The organism is Niameybacter sp. (assembly GCF_036655075.1).
Taxonomy (GTDB): Bacteria; Bacillota; Clostridia; order Lachnospirales; family Cellulosilyticaceae; genus Holtiella.
Genome location: NZ_JAVVQU010000014.1, coordinates 8,394 through 24,703 on the forward strand (window position 1 = coordinate 8,394; position 16,310 = coordinate 24,703).

The window sequence follows — 16,310 nt, forward strand, 5'->3', positions numbered from 1 at the left end:
CATTACTTATGGCATTACTTTTGCCTCGCTTCTTGGAAGAGGTTGACGTCTTTTTGGTTGTTTTCTTTTTCATATGTATAAACCCCTTTAAACTGTCTACAAGCACAAGGCTTATAAAAAAAATAATAGATGTATACGAAGTATACATCTATTATTATATCATTGAATAATTTTATTTATAAGACTATTTTGCAATAAAGTTCCAGGTTGAAGTGAATCTATTAAAAAATCTTGTGGATTTGAGGAAAAAATACGATCTAATATAAAGCCTTCTTCGGTGTGACAAGCAACCACTTCATAGCCCATGTAATCCACAATATGGTAATCATAGTTTGCTTCAGGTGGCATATACACCGGTTGGACAGCATAATGAATCATTGATTAGCACCCTCTTTAGATTTAATCATTTCATGAAGTTTATGAAGGGCTTCTTTTAGACCACCAATTTCATTAATAATTTTTTCATCAACTGCTTCTTTCCCTACAAGAATAGTCCCCATATCTTTGGCTAATTTCCCAGTATCTAGCATAAGTTGTCTAAAACGTTCAGAAGAAATACCTGAGTTACCAGATACAAACTCTACAATACGTTCTTGCATTTGATCAAAATATTCAAAGGTCTGTGCAACACCTAGAACTGTACCATTCATACGAACAGGATGAATGGTCATTGTGGCACTTGGGGTAATAAAAGCGTAGTCACTTGAAACAGCAATAGGGACACCTATAGAGTGTGCGCCACCTAATACTAGAGAAACCACAGGTTTTTCAAATGATGCAAGGAGCTCAGCAATGGCTAGCCCTGCTTCTACATCTCCACCTACTGTATTAAGAACTACAAGAACACCTTTAATTTTAGGATCATCTGAGAGACCTACAAGTTGAGGAATAAGGTGTTCGTACTTAGTTGTTTTATTTTGTGGTGGCATGCTTACATGCCCCTCTACTTGTCCGATGATCGTAATACAGTGAATGCCACTACCTTCTTCTTGACTTGTTGGAAGCTGTCCAAATTCTTTGATTTCATTATTCGTATCATTTGTTGAAGTTAGTGTATGATCCTCTTCTGCTTGATTTTCAACCTTCTTTTCTACAGGAGGTTGTTTAGGCGTTTCTTTTGGCACATCTGTGTTTTGAAATGGTGTTGTTTGCATTAAAATAAACCTCGCTTTAATTTGCTTTTAGACTTAGTATGCAAAAAAAAGTGAGGCTTATACGTTTTTATAAATTAAATTCTAAATGAAGTGCAGTAATTGCACGACTCACCTGTTCTGCCTTGATAAGACAACCTATAGTTGTAAGAGAGTCAGCTGTTTGTAAAACTTGAATATTCTCTTTATGAAGGGCTTTCATGATACGTGACATAACCCCAGGGACACCTGTCATACGTTCTCCAATAACAGTAACCTTACAGCAGTCTTCTAAAAGAGAATAGGTATAGCCTTCTGTCTTTAAAAGCGTTTCAAGCTTACCTTTATCTTCTACATCAATAGTAAACACCTTTGTATCTGGGAAAATATTAATAAGGTCAATACTAATATGTTGTTTAGCCATGCATTCAAGTAAATCTTGCTTTGCATCCGGCATTTCAGTAAGTTTAACTTGAATACGGTTTAGACGATGTGCTACGCCTGTAATCAGTTTAACAGGTTGTGTTGGAGAATTCTTTTTCACGCTTTGTACAATGGCTGTACCAAGTGCATCCGAAAAAGTATTTTTGATAATGAGCGGAATGTTTGCGCGCATAGCATATTCCACTGCTCGTGGGTGGATGACTTTTGCTCCGCTATCTGCCATTTGGAAAACTTCATTATAAGTAATAGCAGGGATAATAGTTGCACGTTCACACACTCTAGGATCTGCCGTCATAATACCATCTACATCAGTATAAATTTCAATTGATTCTGCACCCACTAATCCACCTAACATAGCTGCTGTTGTATCACTTCCACCTCTTCCAAGCGTAGTGATTTCCCCTTCAGACGTCATGCCTTGAAATCCTGCAACAACTGGAATGACATCTTTTTCAAGATAATCTAAAAGCGCTTCAGGTTTTCCATATAAAAGGTCTGCGCTTTTGTACATAGTATCTGTAATAATACCGCTTTGACCACCTGTTAAGGCAACAGCACTAAAACCAGCTGTTTCAAGCATAGTAGCCATTGTAACAGCTGAAATAATTTCACCACAAGAAAGCAACAAATCGTACTCGCGGTCATTAGGCACGCCTGCTTCATCTTTGACAAACTGTAAAAGGGTATCTGTTGCATAAGGCGATGGTGCGCGCCCCATAGCAGATACAACTACAATAGGTGTCTTACCCGCTTGCTTTGCTTTAACGATTTTTTGTACAACTTGGGCTCTAGCCTCAGGTGTGGCAACAGAAGTTCCCCCAAATTTTTGAATAATGATATTCATGGTTTTAAATCCTTTCAAGAAATTGGCTCATTATCATATATATTATGACAATAAAAAAAGTAGAATCTCTCTACTTTTCTTGTAAATATTGTTCTAATGCTTGTGCAAGTTGGTCTGGGCATGATGTACCACGTCCACGGCAATCAATACCTTTTAAACGGTCAATTGCTTCATGAATTTCCATTCCTTTAACAAGAACAGCAACACCCAGTGTATTCCCAGGGCACCCACTTACAAAGTGCACTTCTTTAATGGTATTATGATCTACCTCAAATTGAATTTCACTTGAACAAACACCTTTTGTTTTAAATTTTTCCATTCTTCCCACTCCTTGTGCCTATTTTCTTTAAAAGTATACCATATGTATATATAAAAAAAAATAAAAAAAGTGGCCCCTCGCCACTTTTTTTATCTAGAAGAATCCCTAATCCTTCTATTGCAGTCCGCTCATTATATTGACTAAATAGCTTCTTACCCTGTTTTATAATTCTACTTTGTGAAAAACTTATTCAGATATCTGTAAGAAGACTATACCATACTGACCTATGCCGTTCAACACTTGTGACATAACTGGACTAAAAAGGGACATAATTAGATACTTTTAGTAAGTGGAATGAAAATCTGTACTTTAAAAGTAGTATCTGTATAAGACACCATGATATCCCCATCATACTTTGAAACCACTTGACGAACATTGGATAGTCCAATCCCATGCCCCGTTGGAGATTGCTTAGTTGTTATAAATTTGCCATTTTGTTCAATCAAGTCTCCACTTCGGCTGTTAATAATTTCAATTAAAGTATAGTGATTGGCTTTCTTCGTAGTGATTAAAATTTCCCGTTCATCTAGACTATTTTTTTGACAAGCTTCTATCGCATTGTCAATGAGATTACTATAAATAACACATAAATCCATGTCTTGTATAGCGTTTAGTAAGTTACCATTAACCTTAATTGCCATTTTGATTTGATAAGCTAAAGCTGCACCATACTTATCAGCTAAAATCGTATCTACAATCAGGTGACCTGTACGAATTTCTCCACGTAACATAGAGATATCTTTTTCAAGAGAAACTAAGTAGTCATGAGCCTCAGCACTATGTCCTTGACGGATTAACTCATGCACACATTGTAAATGATTATGAATATCATGCCAAATACGTCTTGTTGACTCTTCTTTAGCTTCTTGGTTACGATAAAATTCATATTGTTGCTTGACACTTTCTTGACACATTAAATAAAACTGTTTTTCACGTTCATTTCTAATTAATGCATCAAATACAGACCATGTAAAGACATTCGTAAAAAGTAATCCCATGCTTGTAAGCACAGCCGTAAAAGCATTGCTAACTTGTAAATAAGGTGTCCCTATCATAGATTGCATCAATAGTTCAATAATATAGAGTGTAATAATAGGGGATGCATGAAGAATTAACTCTACGGGTTTAAATCCCTGCTTTTTATATTGTACTACTCGATAAATTGTATTAATAATCATAAAGCAAATGACTTTACTCCCCACCCCCATCAATGTCCAATAAGTTTCAAAAGCCAAGGATGCTTGTGGATAGCCCAAGCGATATTTATTAAAGGTCATCAGTGAAAAAATGTCACTCATTGCAACAATGATACCACAAAGTGCTATTACGATAATCCGTTTACTTAGACTACCATCGTAATATACAAAATGATAAATGAAAAAGCTTCCTAAAACACTAAAAGCAGTGAGTGAAGATGGGCCTACAAAAATAACCATAAATCCTAAGCATAAAGCTACTAGCATAAAGGATAGGATCTTTTTCCATTTAGGAACGCATTCTTTCTCATTAAGAAAAAGGCTAGCAAGTCGACAAGATACTGCAAGTTCTACTAAACCTACCATAACATGTCCTATTTTGAAAAACACTAATACATTCATCGATTGCCTCCTAAGTAATGCATGAAGCGGGTCTTGACCTCTTTTTGTTTATATTTACTTAGGAAAACACTATCACCATTATCTAAAATGACTTCAGTAGCCTTAATTAGCTTAATTTTAGCCATGTTAACAATAAAGCTTCTATGGGTTCTAATAAATCCAGCAAAATGTAATTTTTCTTCTAAAGTATTAATATTATATTGACACGTATACTGTTCATCTTCAAGATAAAGATTAGTTTTTCTAATATTACTTTCTATATAATAGATATCTTTTAAATGAATTTTTAAATTCCCGCAGGAAGTAGGGAATATGAAAGAGGGCTCGTCATCTACCACTAAATGATTTGTAATGTCTCTTAATGTATATAGAAAGTCCATTTGTTGAATGGGTTTAATCAAATAATCATAAGCATGAATTTTATACCCTTCTAGCGCATGAGATGCATTGGAGGTAGTAAAAATAATCATTACCTTTTCATCAATTGTTCGAATGTATTTAGCAAGTTCAATACCTGTCATACCATGCATATATACATCTAAAAATAAGATATGGTAATGTTGTCCATCCCACTTTTCTAAGAAAGATTCACCACTCTCATAGTCATCTAAAGTGATCTCACTCCCTCGTTCTGCCATAAACTCTAAAATATACTGCCGCAATTTTTCACGATCGTATTGATTGTCTTCACAAATTCCTACTCTTATCATGTCATCACCATCTAGTCAAAAATTTTCACTTCTATTATAGCGTAAAATGCAGGGGAAAGCAAAAGAAAGAGATTCTAGGCTCTAGCCTAAAATCTCTTTCTTTTGCTTTCCCCTGTTAAACAATGTTCCTCTTCTTGTTGAAGACTTGCATGCCCATGCGTCCTACAAGTATAAAGATGGCATTCTACCATGCGATTATCATGAGTATAGTAATAATACTTGCTTTCCGAATAATTTCTACAATTTACACACTTTTTTTCTTGTACATAATAGCTCACTAAAGTGCCTCCTTACAATAATCATTCTCTTAATATATTTATAAAGGAGACATCCATTTTAGAACATTCTTTGAAAAAAGCATAAAATCATTTGATTTTCATAGGTATACCTGATACTAAAAAGTATACTTCATCAGCTTCACGAGCTAGAAGTTGATTCATACGTCCAGCAATATCTCTAAAGATACTTCCTAAACGATAGGCTGGTACGATACCAAGCCCTACCTCATTAGAAACTAAAATGAGATGTTTATGATGTTTTTGACATGCTGTTACAAAATCCTTAACTTCTTTGGTGATTAGGCCCTCCATCTGATCAATTTCATGACGTGGGATATGATCAAAGTCTACAGGATAATCTAGGAGTAGATTGCTTACCATTAAGGTCACACAGTCCAGCATGACCACCTTAGACTTTTGAAAATCTGGATGTTCTTCTAAAGTGTTAAATCCTTTGTACTGTTCTAGCGTATGCCAATGAGATGGTCGAGCTTCTTGATGCTTTTTCACTCGATCTTGCATATCTTCATCAAAAGCAATTGAAGTGGCGACATAAAGGACATCACCACCTTCTTGTGCAATATGTTTTTTCACAGATTCTTCGGCATAAGAACTTTTTCCACTACGTGCACCACCTAATACAAGAATCATAAGTTTCCTCCTTATTAATATGCTTTTGGCACTACATAAGTTTGTACTTCATCATGGATGATTTTTAAACGGTGATGATACACTTCTTGTAACACATCGCTTTCTAATACAACTTGTTTTGGACCTGTAAGAAGGACTTCGCCTTCTTTTAAAAGGATAATTTCATCACAATATTGAAATGCTAAATTAAGATCATGCAAAATCATAATGACAGTGAGTTGATGCTTATCTTTAATAGTTTTTAACCGATTTAAAATTTCAATGCTGTTATGCACATCGAGCATAGAGATTGGCTCATCTAAAAGCAGTATGGGTGTTTCTTGAGCAAGTGCACGACCAATAAATACTTTTTGTGCCTCTCCTCCACTTAAATGAAGCATCGAACGCTCCAAAAAACCTTCTAGAGAAAGCTCAGTGATTATGTTGTCAATTACAGCTTGGTCTTCTTTTGTCATATGTCCCATATAATCAAGATAAGGATATCGCCCCATACCAAGCATCTCTTCCACAGTAAAATCAATGTCTCTTGGATTTTCTTGAAAGACAAAGCTACAGTGCTTGGCATACTCTTTTACTTTAAGCGTCGTGACATCTTCATTGTTTAAAAAAACGGTACCCTTCTGAGGTTCAATAATACGCATAATATGTTTGAGTAATGTACTTTTCCCAGCCCCATTAGGACCAATAATGCCATAAATGGTATGTGGCTTAAATGCTAGAGAAATCTGTTTTAAAATATGTTTTTCTCCTACACTATAAGAAAGATTACGAATATGAATCATAATGAACTCCTTTTGCGCTCTTTATAAATTAAGTACATAAAGTATGGGGCGCCAAATAATGATGTAATAATACCCAAGGGTATTTCTGAACTGCTTAGAAGTGCACGGGAAAGGTTGTCACAGCATAAGACAAAAATCATACCCAATAATCCTGTAATAGGTAAGGTTCTTTGATAGTTTGCACCAAAAACAAGACGTACCATATGTGGAATAATAAGCCCCACAAATCCTATAGTCCCCGTAAAGCAAACAGTTGTAGCAACCAAAAGGCTACTTAACACAAGAAAGAGTCTTCTCAGTTTACCTACATCTACTCCCATAGCCTTTGCAGCATCTTCACCCATAAGCAGTAAGTTAAGCTCCTTTCGATAAAAAAAGAAACAACTTAAAATAGGAAAAGTAATGAATCCAAGTAGAAAAACACGACTATAGGATGCACCACTTAAAGATCCCATTCCCCAAGCAAACAAAGTTAAGTTCTTGTTGTCTGAGTAAGTTCTAAGTAAAGACAAGACAGCAGAAAAGAAATAGTTAATAGCGAGTCCTGAAAGAAGTAAACGTACAGTAGGCGTTTTACCCTTTGTTCCTGCTAAAGAAGTCACTAAGATATTCGCTATAAGTGCGCCAACAAAAGCATAGATTGGTGAGAATCCTCCTAGCATAAAGCCAATACCTGCCCCTAATGAAGCACCTGATGAAATACCTAACATAAAGGGATCTGCCATATCATTCTTAAAAAGTGCTTGGTAAATAGCACCTGTTACAGCTAAGTTAATGCCTGTTAAAAGAGCCATTAAAATACGAGGAATACGCAGCTGAAAAATAATATTCAGCTGCCCCTCGTCTAAAGTTTCAATATAACCCTCCCCAAGTAAGCGATAAAATAGGATTTTGCACACTTCAAAAGGAGGAATTTTAGAAACGCCAATGGCGATAGAACTTATTGCAAGCACTAGCGTTATAAGGGCTAACAAGCCATAAATCTTATAAAAGGTCTTAGGCTGACTAGGCTTTTTTAGGCTGATCATAGACTATTCCATTTCTGGGTTAATAATTTTTGCAAGGGCTACAAAGGCTTCTGCAAGGCGTGGACCTTGTCTTGAAATCATATCTTGATTAATTTCATAAATATGACCTTCTTGTACAGCTGTTAAATCTTTATAGAAGTCTGTTGTCTCCATCCCCTCTTTGATACCATTACCTGCTGGTACAATAATCATTTCTGGATTACCTTCTACGATTTTCTCTTTAGAAATACTCCAACCCTCTACATCTTGTGCAATGTTTTCCCCACCCGCAAGACGAATCATTTCACCAATGAAAGTATCACCTCCTGCAGTTGAGTCACTATCGCCATACCATACGGCATAATATACACGAGGCTTTTCTTCCTTGTTTAGGGCATTCACCTTTTTAATAGTTTCTTCAATTTGTGTGCGCATGCCTTCAACTACTATTTTTGCCTCTTCTGTACAACCTACTAAAAGACCAATATTTTCAATAGCAGAGTAAGTACCTTCAAAGTTTTCTTGTTCATTTAAGAAAGCAACAGGAATATTAATTTCTCTTAATTTAGCAATAACTTCATCTGAAACATGTGTAGAAGCCACAACTAAGTCAGGTTGTAAGGCAACGATTGTTTCTACATTTGGATTAGAAGTCCCTCCTACATCTGTTGCATCTTGAATAGTTTCTGGATAGTTACAATATTTTGTGCGACCAACGACTTTATCACTTATTCCGAGTGCGCCTAAAATCTCGGTTGTACTTGGAGCTAAAGAAACAATTTTTTGTGGTTCTTCATTTAACGTAATAGTTGTACCCGTAGAGTCTACAATGCTTACTGGGTAAGCCACATCTTTTGCTACTTCGGATGACTCAGGTGCTGCTTCTTCAGATATGAGTACTTTTTCTGGTGTAGGTTGTGGGCTTGAGCACCCTACTATACTCATACAACTTGCAATAATTAAAGCTTGTAAAAATTTTCTTCTTTTCATGTTAATGTCCTCCTCAGGATGTAATTTAGAATATGATTTAGGATTCAAACAAAATATGGCGGATAGCTTCTAAGTCTAAGCTATCTCTTAAAACGTTAGCCAATTGGCTATATTGACTTTCTTTAAAAGCGTGATAGTCGGTATGCATACTTCCTGAAAGTCTAATGGTATTCTCACCTAAGCCTTTTCTTAGGGCTAATGCATTAAGAAATGGTAGGGTAAATCCCAATTTGTCAAAAATCCCATGAATATAAGTACCATATACTAAGGCATCTGGGTCATGGTACCCTTCAATGCGATGGTCTTGGATACCTAATGATTCATGGAGTACTACAAAAGGTATAAGGCATGCATCTTTCCAGATGGTTTGCCCCATATGGATTTCATATCCCTCTATCGGTTGATTTAAGCAATCTTTAAGAGGTCCTTGGGCACTTATAATTTTCCCCTTTACTTGAGTCATCGTCTTTTCTGTCTCAAACTGCGTATCAAGAGGTAAAAGACCTAAGCCCTCAACTTGTTCCACTGCGCTTTCTATAAGACTTGGATTATAAAGATGTCGTCCAAGCATTTGATAACCACCACAAATACCAAAGATTGTTTTACCTAATGCTTTAAGTTTGTTTAAAACCGGAGCAAAACCTGATTCTTTTAAAAAGTTTAAATCATCAATAGTATTTTTAGAACCTGGTAAAATGACTAAATCTGCATCCTCTAACTCATAAGCATGCGTCGCATAACTTACGGATACACCTTCTAAGGCAAATAGACGGTTAAAGTCTGTAAAGTTAGAAAGGTGAGGTAACCGAATAATTTTAATGACCAATTGCTCCGTCGTCATAGTAGGACGTGTATCTAATACTGTACTGACACTATCCTCATCTTCTAAGTCTAACTTGAAGTAAGGAACAACCCCTAAAACAGGAATATGAATAATATCTTCTAGCATTTTAAGGCCGGGTTTTAAAATCTCGATATCACCTCTAAACTTATTGATAATAACCCCTTTGACTCGTTTACGCTCTTCTTCGGATAAAAGCATAATCGTCCCAACTAGAGAGGCAAATACACCACCTTTGTCAATATCACCAATTAAGATAACAGGGGCATCAATAAGTTCTGCCATTCCCATATTGACTAAGTCGCCAGCACGTAAATTAATTTCAGCTGGACTTCCAGCCCCTTCTAATACAACTACGTCATAGTCTTCTTCTAACTTTTCATAAAGGACTTTAAGCCTTGACTTTAGTTCTGGCTTGAACTGCTGGTAGGCCATAGCTGTCATGTCTTTAAAGACCTCACCTTCAATAATATATTGGGCCTTCATATCTCCAGTAGGCTTAATCAAAATAGGATTCATAAGTACATGAGGCTTAATCCCTGCGGCTTCTGCCTGCATGACTTGTGCTCTTCCCATTTCTTTTCCATCTTCTGTAATATAAGAATTAAGACTCATATTCTGAGATTTAAAAGGTGCAACACGGTAACCATCTTCATAAAAAATACGGCAAAGCCCTGCCACTAAAACACTTTTTCCAACTGATGAAGCAGTTCCTTGAAACATTGCTCTAGGTTTATGCATACGAACCTCCTGTTATAAAATACAATAAAAAAAGTTAGCAGAATATTCTCTCTGCTAACTTAGATAGTCGTATAGAATCAACGTGTAAAAGCATACGTCTTTCCCTCCGAAAGAATACGTTTAACGCATAAGGCAGGTCTCCTGGCTCGTAGTTCATCCTCCGGTGGCCTTACCATAAGTGTTCCTTACAGTGGCATGTTCACCTTCGTCCCTAGTAACAGTAGCGGGGGCTGCAGCTCTTAACTTTCCCTATTAAGCTTTTTCAAGCACCTTATGCGTGTTATTATTTTTATTGTCGGCTTATCATGACATAATTTGACAAGCTTGTCAAGTATGTATTATTGTTGATGCATCCGTATAAAGATAATCATATAGCGAATAAATGCAAAAATTAAAACAACCATAGTGGTCAAAATTAGCCCCTCAGCAACTCTACTGCTTAAAGAAGGTATAGCAATTAAAGTAATCATCGCCAAATAGAAAACAGCTGTTGAAACTTTTCCGTACCAAAGCGCACCATCTAATTTTTTTCCTTCACGATAGAGAATAAGGCAACTCAATCCTTGTGTAACTTCCTTAATGATAAAGATAAGCGTAAGGAGTAACATACCTTTAAAACGAAAAACAAGACAAACTATAATGGCAGCCTGAGTAAGTTTGTCAGCTACAGGGTCAATAAACTTGCCCAGTTCAGTGATTTGATGAAACCTTCTTGCTACAAAACCATCTAGAAAATCTGTTAGACCCGATAAAATCATAAGTCCTGCTGCTACTAAATAGTCTGTTGTGGTAGTAGCTGTTACATATCGCCATATAAAAATTGGAATAATACAAAGCCTTATATAACTTAATATATTGGGAATACTTAAGGCCTCTTCTAAAGCTTTTTGTTTCTTCATCTCTAACTCCCCTTTTAATATATTCCTTATCTTTAAAGTTTATACATTGATTTAAATAAGCTTATTATTACAGTATAAAAGGTATTCTAAAAGTTATCAAGTAGTACACGATAACGCCTAGAATACCTCTATTAAAATCTCTTTAAAGGGTTTTAAAACTAGAACAGCATGTTTCTATATAAACGGTTGCATGCCCAGAGTCTTCAACATCAATACAATCTAATGTACATTGATGATTTTTGTGATGCATACAGGATGCAACTGTACAACTTACAGCCTCACAACAAGATTTATATGTGGTGTGTTCAGCTAAGTTGCTATAGGCATCTTCACTTAAAAAGGTGCCACAACATGTGGCTTGGTCAATTATTGCACCTTGTCCACCAATCGCTACGCATTCGGCATAGCAAGTTTTATCTTTGTTGTAGGAACAGGTATTTACACTACAGCGTACTTTTGTCATATGAATCCTCCTAGCTAAAATAGCGGTCTAATAAGCCTTTAAAGGCACAACCATGTCGTGCTTCATCTTTTGCCATTTCGTGCACAGCATCATGAATAGCATCCAAGTTCTGCGCTTTGGCGAGTGTTGCCAATTTCTTTTTGCCATCACAAGCACCAAACTCGGCTTCAACACGCACTTGTAAGTTAGATTTTGTATCTGCTTTAACCACTTCACCTAAAAGTTCAGCGAATAAAGAAGCATGTGTAGCTTCTTCGTAAGCAATGCGTTTATAAGCCTCTGCAACTTCAGGATAACCTTCACGGTCTGCTTGGCGACTCATAGCTAAGTACATGCCGACTTCTGTACATTCACCCATAAAGTTAGCACGTAATCCTTCAATAATCTCAGGGTCAACCCCTCCGGCTACACCAATGCGATGTTCATCTGCCCAAGCAAGTTGTTCACCTAGGGCTTCAAATTTGCTTGCAGGCGCATTACAAATTGGACATTTTTCTGGTGGTGTATCTCCTTCGTGGATATAGCCACAAATTGTACAAACGTATTTTTTCATTTGTAAGCCTCCTTAATGTAGTATTAACATTTTTTAGTATGCCCCATACCTTTAGTCTTATACTAGACATAACTCGTTATTCCCAATAAGTTATAAAGAAAATGATTGCGTTTGTATCGCGCTAAGCGAGCATTAAGCGACTTAGTTTATTAATAGTTGGGCCCCTTATACATTCGTATCTGAAGAAGCCGCCACCTCTTCTACTGTGCGTTTTTTAGCTCCTCCAACAAACTGAAAGTCTTCTAATAAAACCCGTGTACTATAGACTTTTTCACCTTCTTTATTTAAATAAGAATCCGTGATGATTTTTCCACAAACAATAAGTGCTGTTCCCTTATTTGCATATTCAGCAAGTATCTTAGCATTTTTTCTAAAAGCAACCACCTCGATAAAATACGTTCTTTCTTCTTTTTTACACTTTTTGTCATGCACCGCCAATGTGAAATGGACATAGGGCGTCTTTGTATCTTTTCCTTCTTTGAGTACTAACTCTTGCGTTAAATTGCCTAGTAAATTGACTTGATTCATAAAAACCTCCTATTTTTTTAAAGAGTATAGACAGCATCTAAGCATTTATACAAGATTTCTTTTAAAATATATAATATATTTTATTGATTTTATACTTTGTTTTATAGTTTTATTATAAAATGCAAATAACTTTAAAACATGATAATGAAAAAGAGCAACTCTTAGTTTTTACTTTGAGTTGCTCTTTTTATATTAATTATAAGTTTTTTCCGGTGTAAAGGCTTCACAACTCATAGCAATACCTGTTGGTGTAATGAGAAGAGGGTTTGAAGGCTTTACAGTTCTAATACCTACTGTTTTTTCAAAAATAGTTTCCATACCTGGCAAGCAGCATGTTCCCCCACACAAATAAATAGTATCAATGTGATAACCCGCAATATGATTTTTGACAATAGTAGCCATTTTTTCAATAACTGCTTTCACACTTCCTAATATTTCTTTTTGATGAGCGGGGTCTTTCTTAAAAGCTTCCGCCTCCTCTATAGCAAGATGATGACTTCCAGCTAAAACTAAAGTAAGGTGTGTCCCTCCTGTTGCTTCATCTGCTACATATACAACTTGGTCTTGTTTAAAGATAGAAAGGCCTGTCGTACCACCTCCAATATCCACTACTGCACCATCGGTAATTTTAAGAACATTATTGGCTGCCGTAGGTTCATCAAGCACTTCACTGACTTCCATCTCAGCGCCCTCTATGACATAACGATGGGTCTTAATACTAGATTCTGTTCCAGGAGGCATAGCAATCGATGCTTTGAGTAGTTTCACACCAAGCCTTAATTCTAATTTTTCTTTTAAAGTTTTGACTAGGTTAAGTGCGCCTACATAATCTACAATAATCCCATCTTTTAAGACATGAGCAGCTTGAAGTTCAGTAGCTACAGGCTCGTTTTTTTCATTGAGAACAACGATGCCAATGTAGGCTGTACCCAAGTCTACTCCTACTTTTAAGCGATCCCCTTTATGATAGTGCGTTTCTTTTAAGCTCTTTTCAACTTTTGCGATCTGAGCTTCCACAGCTTCTTCATTATACATGATGATATCCTTCGCTTTCCTAATAAACACCTCAGCAGTTGGATGAGGTTTATAAAGTGAAACACTCTATCATCTAGTTTATAAAAAGAATTATACACTTGCATAGGGGGAAACATAAATTTATCCCAAGTTTCCAGTCGGCCCTCTGAAAAGATATTGACCTTGACATTGCTCGATTACTTTTCCTTCTTTTACAACATGTACTCCTCTTAATAATACATGCTCTGCTCGACCTTTTACCAGCAACCCTTCATAAGGCGTATAGTCCACTTGTTGCAGTTGAGTGGCCTTTGAAAGTGTACCCACATAATGTGGATTCCAAATGACCAAATCTGCATCACTACCTATTTGTAATGTACCCTTTGTAGGGTAGAGTCCAAATAGTTTAGCAGCATGAGTGCTTAAAAGATTTACCATCTGCTTGAGACTTAGTCGTTCCTTATCAACACCAAAGGTATAAATGAGTTGAGCACGATGCTCAATGCCAGGTACACCATTTGGAATAGCTGTAAAATCTGCTAAACCCTGTTTCTTACCTGTTTCAAAGTTAAAAGCACAATGGTCTGTACTAATCGTATGAATCCATTCCTTTTGTAATCCTTGCCAAAGAGCTTGCTGATCTTGCTTTGTCCGAAGCGGTGGAGACAGCACGTATTTAGCCCCTTCAAAGTTTTTTAAGGTATAAGCACTTTCATCCAAAGTTAAGTATTGAGGACATGTCTCTACATAAACTTTTTGCCCGCGTGCTTTAGTGCGTTTGACTACTTCCAATCCTTTTTCCGTACTTAAATGAACAACATGCACAGTAGCACCCGCCAAATAAGCAATATCTAAAAAGCGCCCAATCGCTTCACTTTCAACGGTATCTGGTCTAGAGTCTGGATGTGCGCTTGGACCCAAATGTCCAAGCCCTTTTTGTTCTTTTGAAAGGACTTTGACCAGGTCACCATTTTCACAATGACATCCGACAATACCACCTAATCTATCTACTGATTGCAAAATTTCATACAAGGCGTCATCTGTTACTTTTAAAGCATCATAGGCCATATAGACTTTAAAAGAGGTAATCCCTGCATCTTTCATAAATAAAAGTTCTTTGCTTATATGTTCGTTCCAGTCTGTAATAGCTATATGAAAACCATAATCGGTATAGCTTTTCCCACATGCTTTTTGTTGCCACATTTTAAGTGCATTCATGAGTGTATCACCTTTATCCTGAGTGGCAAAGTCTAAAATAGTAGTAGTTCCACCCACTAATGCAGCTCTCGTTCCACTAGCAAAGTCATCAGAAGTATGGGCTGTACCAGTATCCATATCTAAATGTGTATGGGCATCAATGAAGCCTGGAAACAAAATGTTCCCGTAAGCTTCAATCACTTGATCCCCTGTACTTATTTGCCCAATTCCTACTATAACTCCATCTTCAATAAGTATATCTATAGGTCCTTTTTCTAGCTCAGTAGCTAATCTTCCCCCTTTAATGAGTATACGCATCGCCGCACCCCTTTTTCTCACAACTCAGTATGTCCAAGCTGATGGGATCAATAGTCCCCACAATACGTGTTCCCGTTTTACCTGCAATACCTTCTTTAGCTTTTTCAAGCAAAGTAATAATTGAGGTACGATGAGGACCTGAATCTGCAAAGTCTACAGCAGCTTCCATTTTAGGTAGCATAGAACCCTTTGCAAAATGTCCTTCAGTAATGTATTGTTTAGCCTCTTCTACAGATAAAATATCAAGTGCTTTTTCATTCGGAGTTTTAAAGTTGATGAATACTTTTTCTACTGCCGTCAGAATAATGAAGTAGTCCGCGCCAATTCCTTTAGCCAACTCACAACTTGCAAAATCTTTATCAATAACAGCACCTGCACCTGAAAGATGATGCCCCCTAGCCACAACCGGAATACCGCCACCTCCAGCTGCTATAACTACTTGCCCAGCGTTTAAAAGTGTATCTATCGTATCCATTTCTATAATACGTATAGGCTTGGGAGAGGCAACCACTCTTCGATAACCTCGGCCGGCATCTTCCACAGTAGTGTACCCTTTTTTTGTCAGCTCTTCAGCTTCTTCTTTGGTCATAAATCGTCCAATGGGTTTAGTTGGATGATCAAAAGCTTCATCTTCAGGGTTTACTTGAACTTGAGTGATTAAAGTGACTACTGCTTTTTGAAGATTACGATCCAAAAGTTCTTCTCTTAGTGCATTTTGTAAATCATAGCCAATATAGCCTTGACTCATGGCTACACATACTGACATAGGAATGACACTCGTTTCTGGATTGGCTTTATGCATTTCTCCCATAGCTATATTAATCATACCTACTTGAGGGCCATTACCATGAGAAATAACGACTTCTAAACCGGCTTCGATTAAATCGGCAATTGCTTTTGCAGTATGTTTTACTGCACGCATCTGTTCAGCTAAATTGTTCCCTAAGGCATTTCCACCTAAAGCAATGACAATACGCTCTGCCATTTCACACACCTCCTAGGC

At 36.8% G+C, this 16,310-nt stretch carries 19 protein-coding genes and 1 riboswitch; all 19 genes read right to left on the bottom strand.

The annotated features are described in order from the left end of the window. Positions 1 to 159: 159 nt before the first annotated feature. The 19 genes from RRY75_RS05580 to arcC all read right to left on the bottom strand — a co-directional run bounded on the left by RRY75_RS05580 (position 160) and on the right by arcC (position 16,292). Positions 160 to 378 carry a YlzJ-like family protein gene (locus tag RRY75_RS05580; protein WP_332494556.1) on the bottom strand — a complete coding sequence of 73 codons (219 nt, stop codon included), beginning with the start codon at positions 376 to 378 and terminating at the stop codon, positions 160 to 162. Then, entirely contained in the window at positions 375 to 1,154 is a 780-nt protein-coding gene (locus tag RRY75_RS05585; RefSeq protein WP_332494558.1) for a ClpP family protease, read from the bottom strand. Before RRY75_RS05585 ends, RRY75_RS05580 begins: the two co-directional genes overlap by 4 nt. Before the next feature lie 67 nt (positions 1,155 to 1,221). After that, entirely contained in the window at positions 1,222 to 2,418 is a 1,197-nt protein-coding gene (gene dapG / locus RRY75_RS05590) for an aspartate kinase (RefSeq protein WP_332494560.1), read from the bottom strand. A gap of 70 nt (positions 2,419 to 2,488) precedes the next feature. After that, on the bottom strand, positions 2,489 to 2,737 hold the full coding sequence (locus tag RRY75_RS05595; RefSeq protein WP_332494562.1) for a TIGR03905 family TSCPD domain-containing protein: 249 nt from the start codon (positions 2,735 to 2,737) through the stop codon (positions 2,489 to 2,491). Positions 2,738 to 3,009: 272 nt separating this feature from the next. Next, the gene (locus RRY75_RS05600) at positions 3,010 to 4,335 is read right to left on the bottom strand and encodes a sensor histidine kinase (RefSeq protein ID WP_332494563.1); all 1,326 of its coding nucleotides are present in this window, start codon (positions 4,333 to 4,335) and stop codon (positions 3,010 to 3,012) included. After that, the gene (locus RRY75_RS05605) at positions 4,332 to 5,045 is read right to left on the bottom strand and encodes a LytR/AlgR family response regulator transcription factor (RefSeq protein ID WP_332494564.1); all 714 of its coding nucleotides are present in this window, start codon (positions 5,043 to 5,045) and stop codon (positions 4,332 to 4,334) included. Before RRY75_RS05605 ends, RRY75_RS05600 begins: the two co-directional genes overlap by 4 nt. A gap of 86 nt (positions 5,046 to 5,131) precedes the next feature. Beyond that, on the bottom strand, positions 5,132 to 5,323 hold the full coding sequence (locus RRY75_RS05610) for a hypothetical protein (RefSeq protein WP_332715910.1): 192 nt from the start codon (positions 5,321 to 5,323) through the stop codon (positions 5,132 to 5,134). Positions 5,324 to 5,410: 87 nt separating this feature from the next. Further along, complete coding sequence (gene cobU / locus RRY75_RS05615) at positions 5,411 to 5,974, bottom strand: bifunctional adenosylcobinamide kinase/adenosylcobinamide-phosphate guanylyltransferase (protein WP_332494566.1); 564 nt, start codon at positions 5,972 to 5,974, stop codon at positions 5,411 to 5,413. Positions 5,975 to 5,988: 14 nt separating this feature from the next. Beyond that, positions 5,989 to 6,756 (bottom strand): ABC transporter ATP-binding protein, encoded by a 768-nt coding sequence (locus tag RRY75_RS05620; protein ID WP_332494567.1) that lies wholly within the window; start codon positions 6,754 to 6,756, stop codon positions 5,989 to 5,991. After that, the gene (locus RRY75_RS05625; protein ID WP_332527745.1) at positions 6,753 to 7,784 is read right to left on the bottom strand and encodes a FecCD family ABC transporter permease; all 1,032 of its coding nucleotides are present in this window, start codon (positions 7,782 to 7,784) and stop codon (positions 6,753 to 6,755) included. Before RRY75_RS05625 ends, RRY75_RS05620 begins: the two co-directional genes overlap by 4 nt. A 3-nt stretch (positions 7,785 to 7,787) precedes the next feature. Then, positions 7,788 to 8,753 carry an ABC transporter substrate-binding protein gene (locus tag RRY75_RS05630; protein WP_332527746.1) on the bottom strand — a complete coding sequence of 322 codons (966 nt, stop codon included), beginning with the start codon at positions 8,751 to 8,753 and terminating at the stop codon, positions 7,788 to 7,790. A gap of 37 nt (positions 8,754 to 8,790) precedes the next feature. Next, positions 8,791 to 10,335 (bottom strand): cobyric acid synthase, encoded by a 1,545-nt coding sequence (locus RRY75_RS05635; protein ID WP_332492831.1) that lies wholly within the window; start codon positions 10,333 to 10,335, stop codon positions 8,791 to 8,793. A gap of 114 nt (positions 10,336 to 10,449) precedes the next feature. Continuing rightward, positions 10,450 to 10,624, bottom strand: a riboswitch (cobalamin riboswitch). Between the two features lie 49 nt (positions 10,625 to 10,673). Continuing rightward, positions 10,674 to 11,234 carry a CDP-alcohol phosphatidyltransferase family protein gene (locus tag RRY75_RS05640; protein WP_332492829.1) on the bottom strand — a complete coding sequence of 187 codons (561 nt, stop codon included), beginning with the start codon at positions 11,232 to 11,234 and terminating at the stop codon, positions 10,674 to 10,676. 142 nt (positions 11,235 to 11,376) lie between these two features. Then, positions 11,377 to 11,697, bottom strand: a complete 321-nt coding sequence (locus RRY75_RS05645) for a DUF1540 domain-containing protein (RefSeq protein WP_332492827.1) — start codon at positions 11,695 to 11,697, stop codon at positions 11,377 to 11,379. A gap of 10 nt (positions 11,698 to 11,707) precedes the next feature. Continuing rightward, positions 11,708 to 12,250: an NADH peroxidase gene (locus RRY75_RS05650; protein ID WP_332492826.1), complete on the bottom strand. Its 543-nt coding sequence runs from the start codon at positions 12,248 to 12,250 to the stop codon at positions 11,708 to 11,710. A gap of 165 nt (positions 12,251 to 12,415) precedes the next feature. Further along, positions 12,416 to 12,778: a single-stranded DNA-binding protein gene (locus RRY75_RS05655; protein WP_332492824.1), complete on the bottom strand. Its 363-nt coding sequence runs from the start codon at positions 12,776 to 12,778 to the stop codon at positions 12,416 to 12,418. Between the two features lie 192 nt (positions 12,779 to 12,970). Continuing rightward, positions 12,971 to 13,813, bottom strand: a complete 843-nt coding sequence (eutJ, locus tag RRY75_RS05660; RefSeq protein WP_332492822.1) for an ethanolamine utilization protein EutJ — start codon at positions 13,811 to 13,813, stop codon at positions 12,971 to 12,973. Positions 13,814 to 13,933: 120 nt separating this feature from the next. Then, entirely contained in the window at positions 13,934 to 15,307 is a 1,374-nt protein-coding gene (gene hydA, locus RRY75_RS05665; RefSeq protein WP_332492820.1) for a dihydropyrimidinase, read from the bottom strand. Next, positions 15,291 to 16,292 carry a carbamate kinase gene (arcC, locus tag RRY75_RS05670; protein ID WP_332492818.1) on the bottom strand — a complete coding sequence of 334 codons (1,002 nt, stop codon included), beginning with the start codon at positions 16,290 to 16,292 and terminating at the stop codon, positions 15,291 to 15,293. The genes hydA and arcC overlap by 17 nt, the downstream gene beginning before the upstream one ends. Positions 16,293 to 16,310: the final 18 nt, after the last annotated feature.

Bases quoted from the DNA above. Each gene is read 5' to 3' on its own strand.
- RRY75_RS05580 (WP_332494556.1), bottom strand. From the start codon at position 378: ATGATTCATTATGCTGTCCAACCGGTGTATATGCCACCTGAAGCAAAC.
- RRY75_RS05585 (WP_332494558.1), bottom strand. From the start codon at position 1,154: ATGCAAACAACACCATTTCAAAACACAGATGTGCCAAAAGAAACGCCT.
- dapG (WP_332494560.1), bottom strand. From the start codon at position 2,418: ATGAATATCATTATTCAAAAATTTGGGGGAACTTCTGTTGCCACACCT.
- RRY75_RS05595 (WP_332494562.1), bottom strand. From the start codon at position 2,737: ATGGAAAAATTTAAAACAAAAGGTGTTTGTTCAAGTGAAATTCAATTT.
- RRY75_RS05600 (WP_332494563.1), bottom strand. From the start codon at position 4,335: ATGAATGTATTAGTGTTTTTCAAAATAGGACATGTTATGGTAGGTTTA.
- RRY75_RS05605 (WP_332494564.1), bottom strand. From the start codon at position 5,045: ATGATAAGAGTAGGAATTTGTGAAGACAATCAATACGATCGTGAAAAA.
- cobU (WP_332494566.1), bottom strand. From the start codon at position 5,974: ATGATTCTTGTATTAGGTGGTGCACGTAGTGGAAAAAGTTCTTATGCC.
- RRY75_RS05620 (WP_332494567.1), bottom strand. From the start codon at position 6,756: ATGATTCATATTCGTAATCTTTCTTATAGTGTAGGAGAAAAACATATT.
- RRY75_RS05625 (WP_332527745.1), bottom strand. From the start codon at position 7,784: ATGATCAGCCTAAAAAAGCCTAGTCAGCCTAAGACCTTTTATAAGATT.
- RRY75_RS05630 (WP_332527746.1), bottom strand. From the start codon at position 8,753: ATGAAAAGAAGAAAATTTTTACAAGCTTTAATTATTGCAAGTTGTATG.
- RRY75_RS05635 (WP_332492831.1), bottom strand. From the start codon at position 10,335: ATGCATAAACCTAGAGCAATGTTTCAAGGAACTGCTTCATCAGTTGGA.
- RRY75_RS05640 (WP_332492829.1), bottom strand. From the start codon at position 11,234: ATGAAGAAACAAAAAGCTTTAGAAGAGGCCTTAAGTATTCCCAATATA.
- RRY75_RS05645 (WP_332492827.1), bottom strand. From the start codon at position 11,697: ATGACAAAAGTACGCTGTAGTGTAAATACCTGTTCCTACAACAAAGAT.
- RRY75_RS05650 (WP_332492826.1), bottom strand. From the start codon at position 12,250: ATGAAAAAATACGTTTGTACAATTTGTGGCTATATCCACGAAGGAGAT.
- RRY75_RS05655 (WP_332492824.1), bottom strand. From the start codon at position 12,778: ATGAATCAAGTCAATTTACTAGGCAATTTAACGCAAGAGTTAGTACTC.
- eutJ (WP_332492822.1), bottom strand. From the start codon at position 13,813: ATGTATAATGAAGAAGCTGTGGAAGCTCAGATCGCAAAAGTTGAAAAG.
- hydA (WP_332492820.1), bottom strand. From the start codon at position 15,307: ATGCGTATACTCATTAAAGGGGGAAGATTAGCTACTGAGCTAGAAAAA.
- arcC (WP_332492818.1), bottom strand. From the start codon at position 16,292: ATGGCAGAGCGTATTGTCATTGCTTTAGGTGGAAATGCCTTAGGGAAC.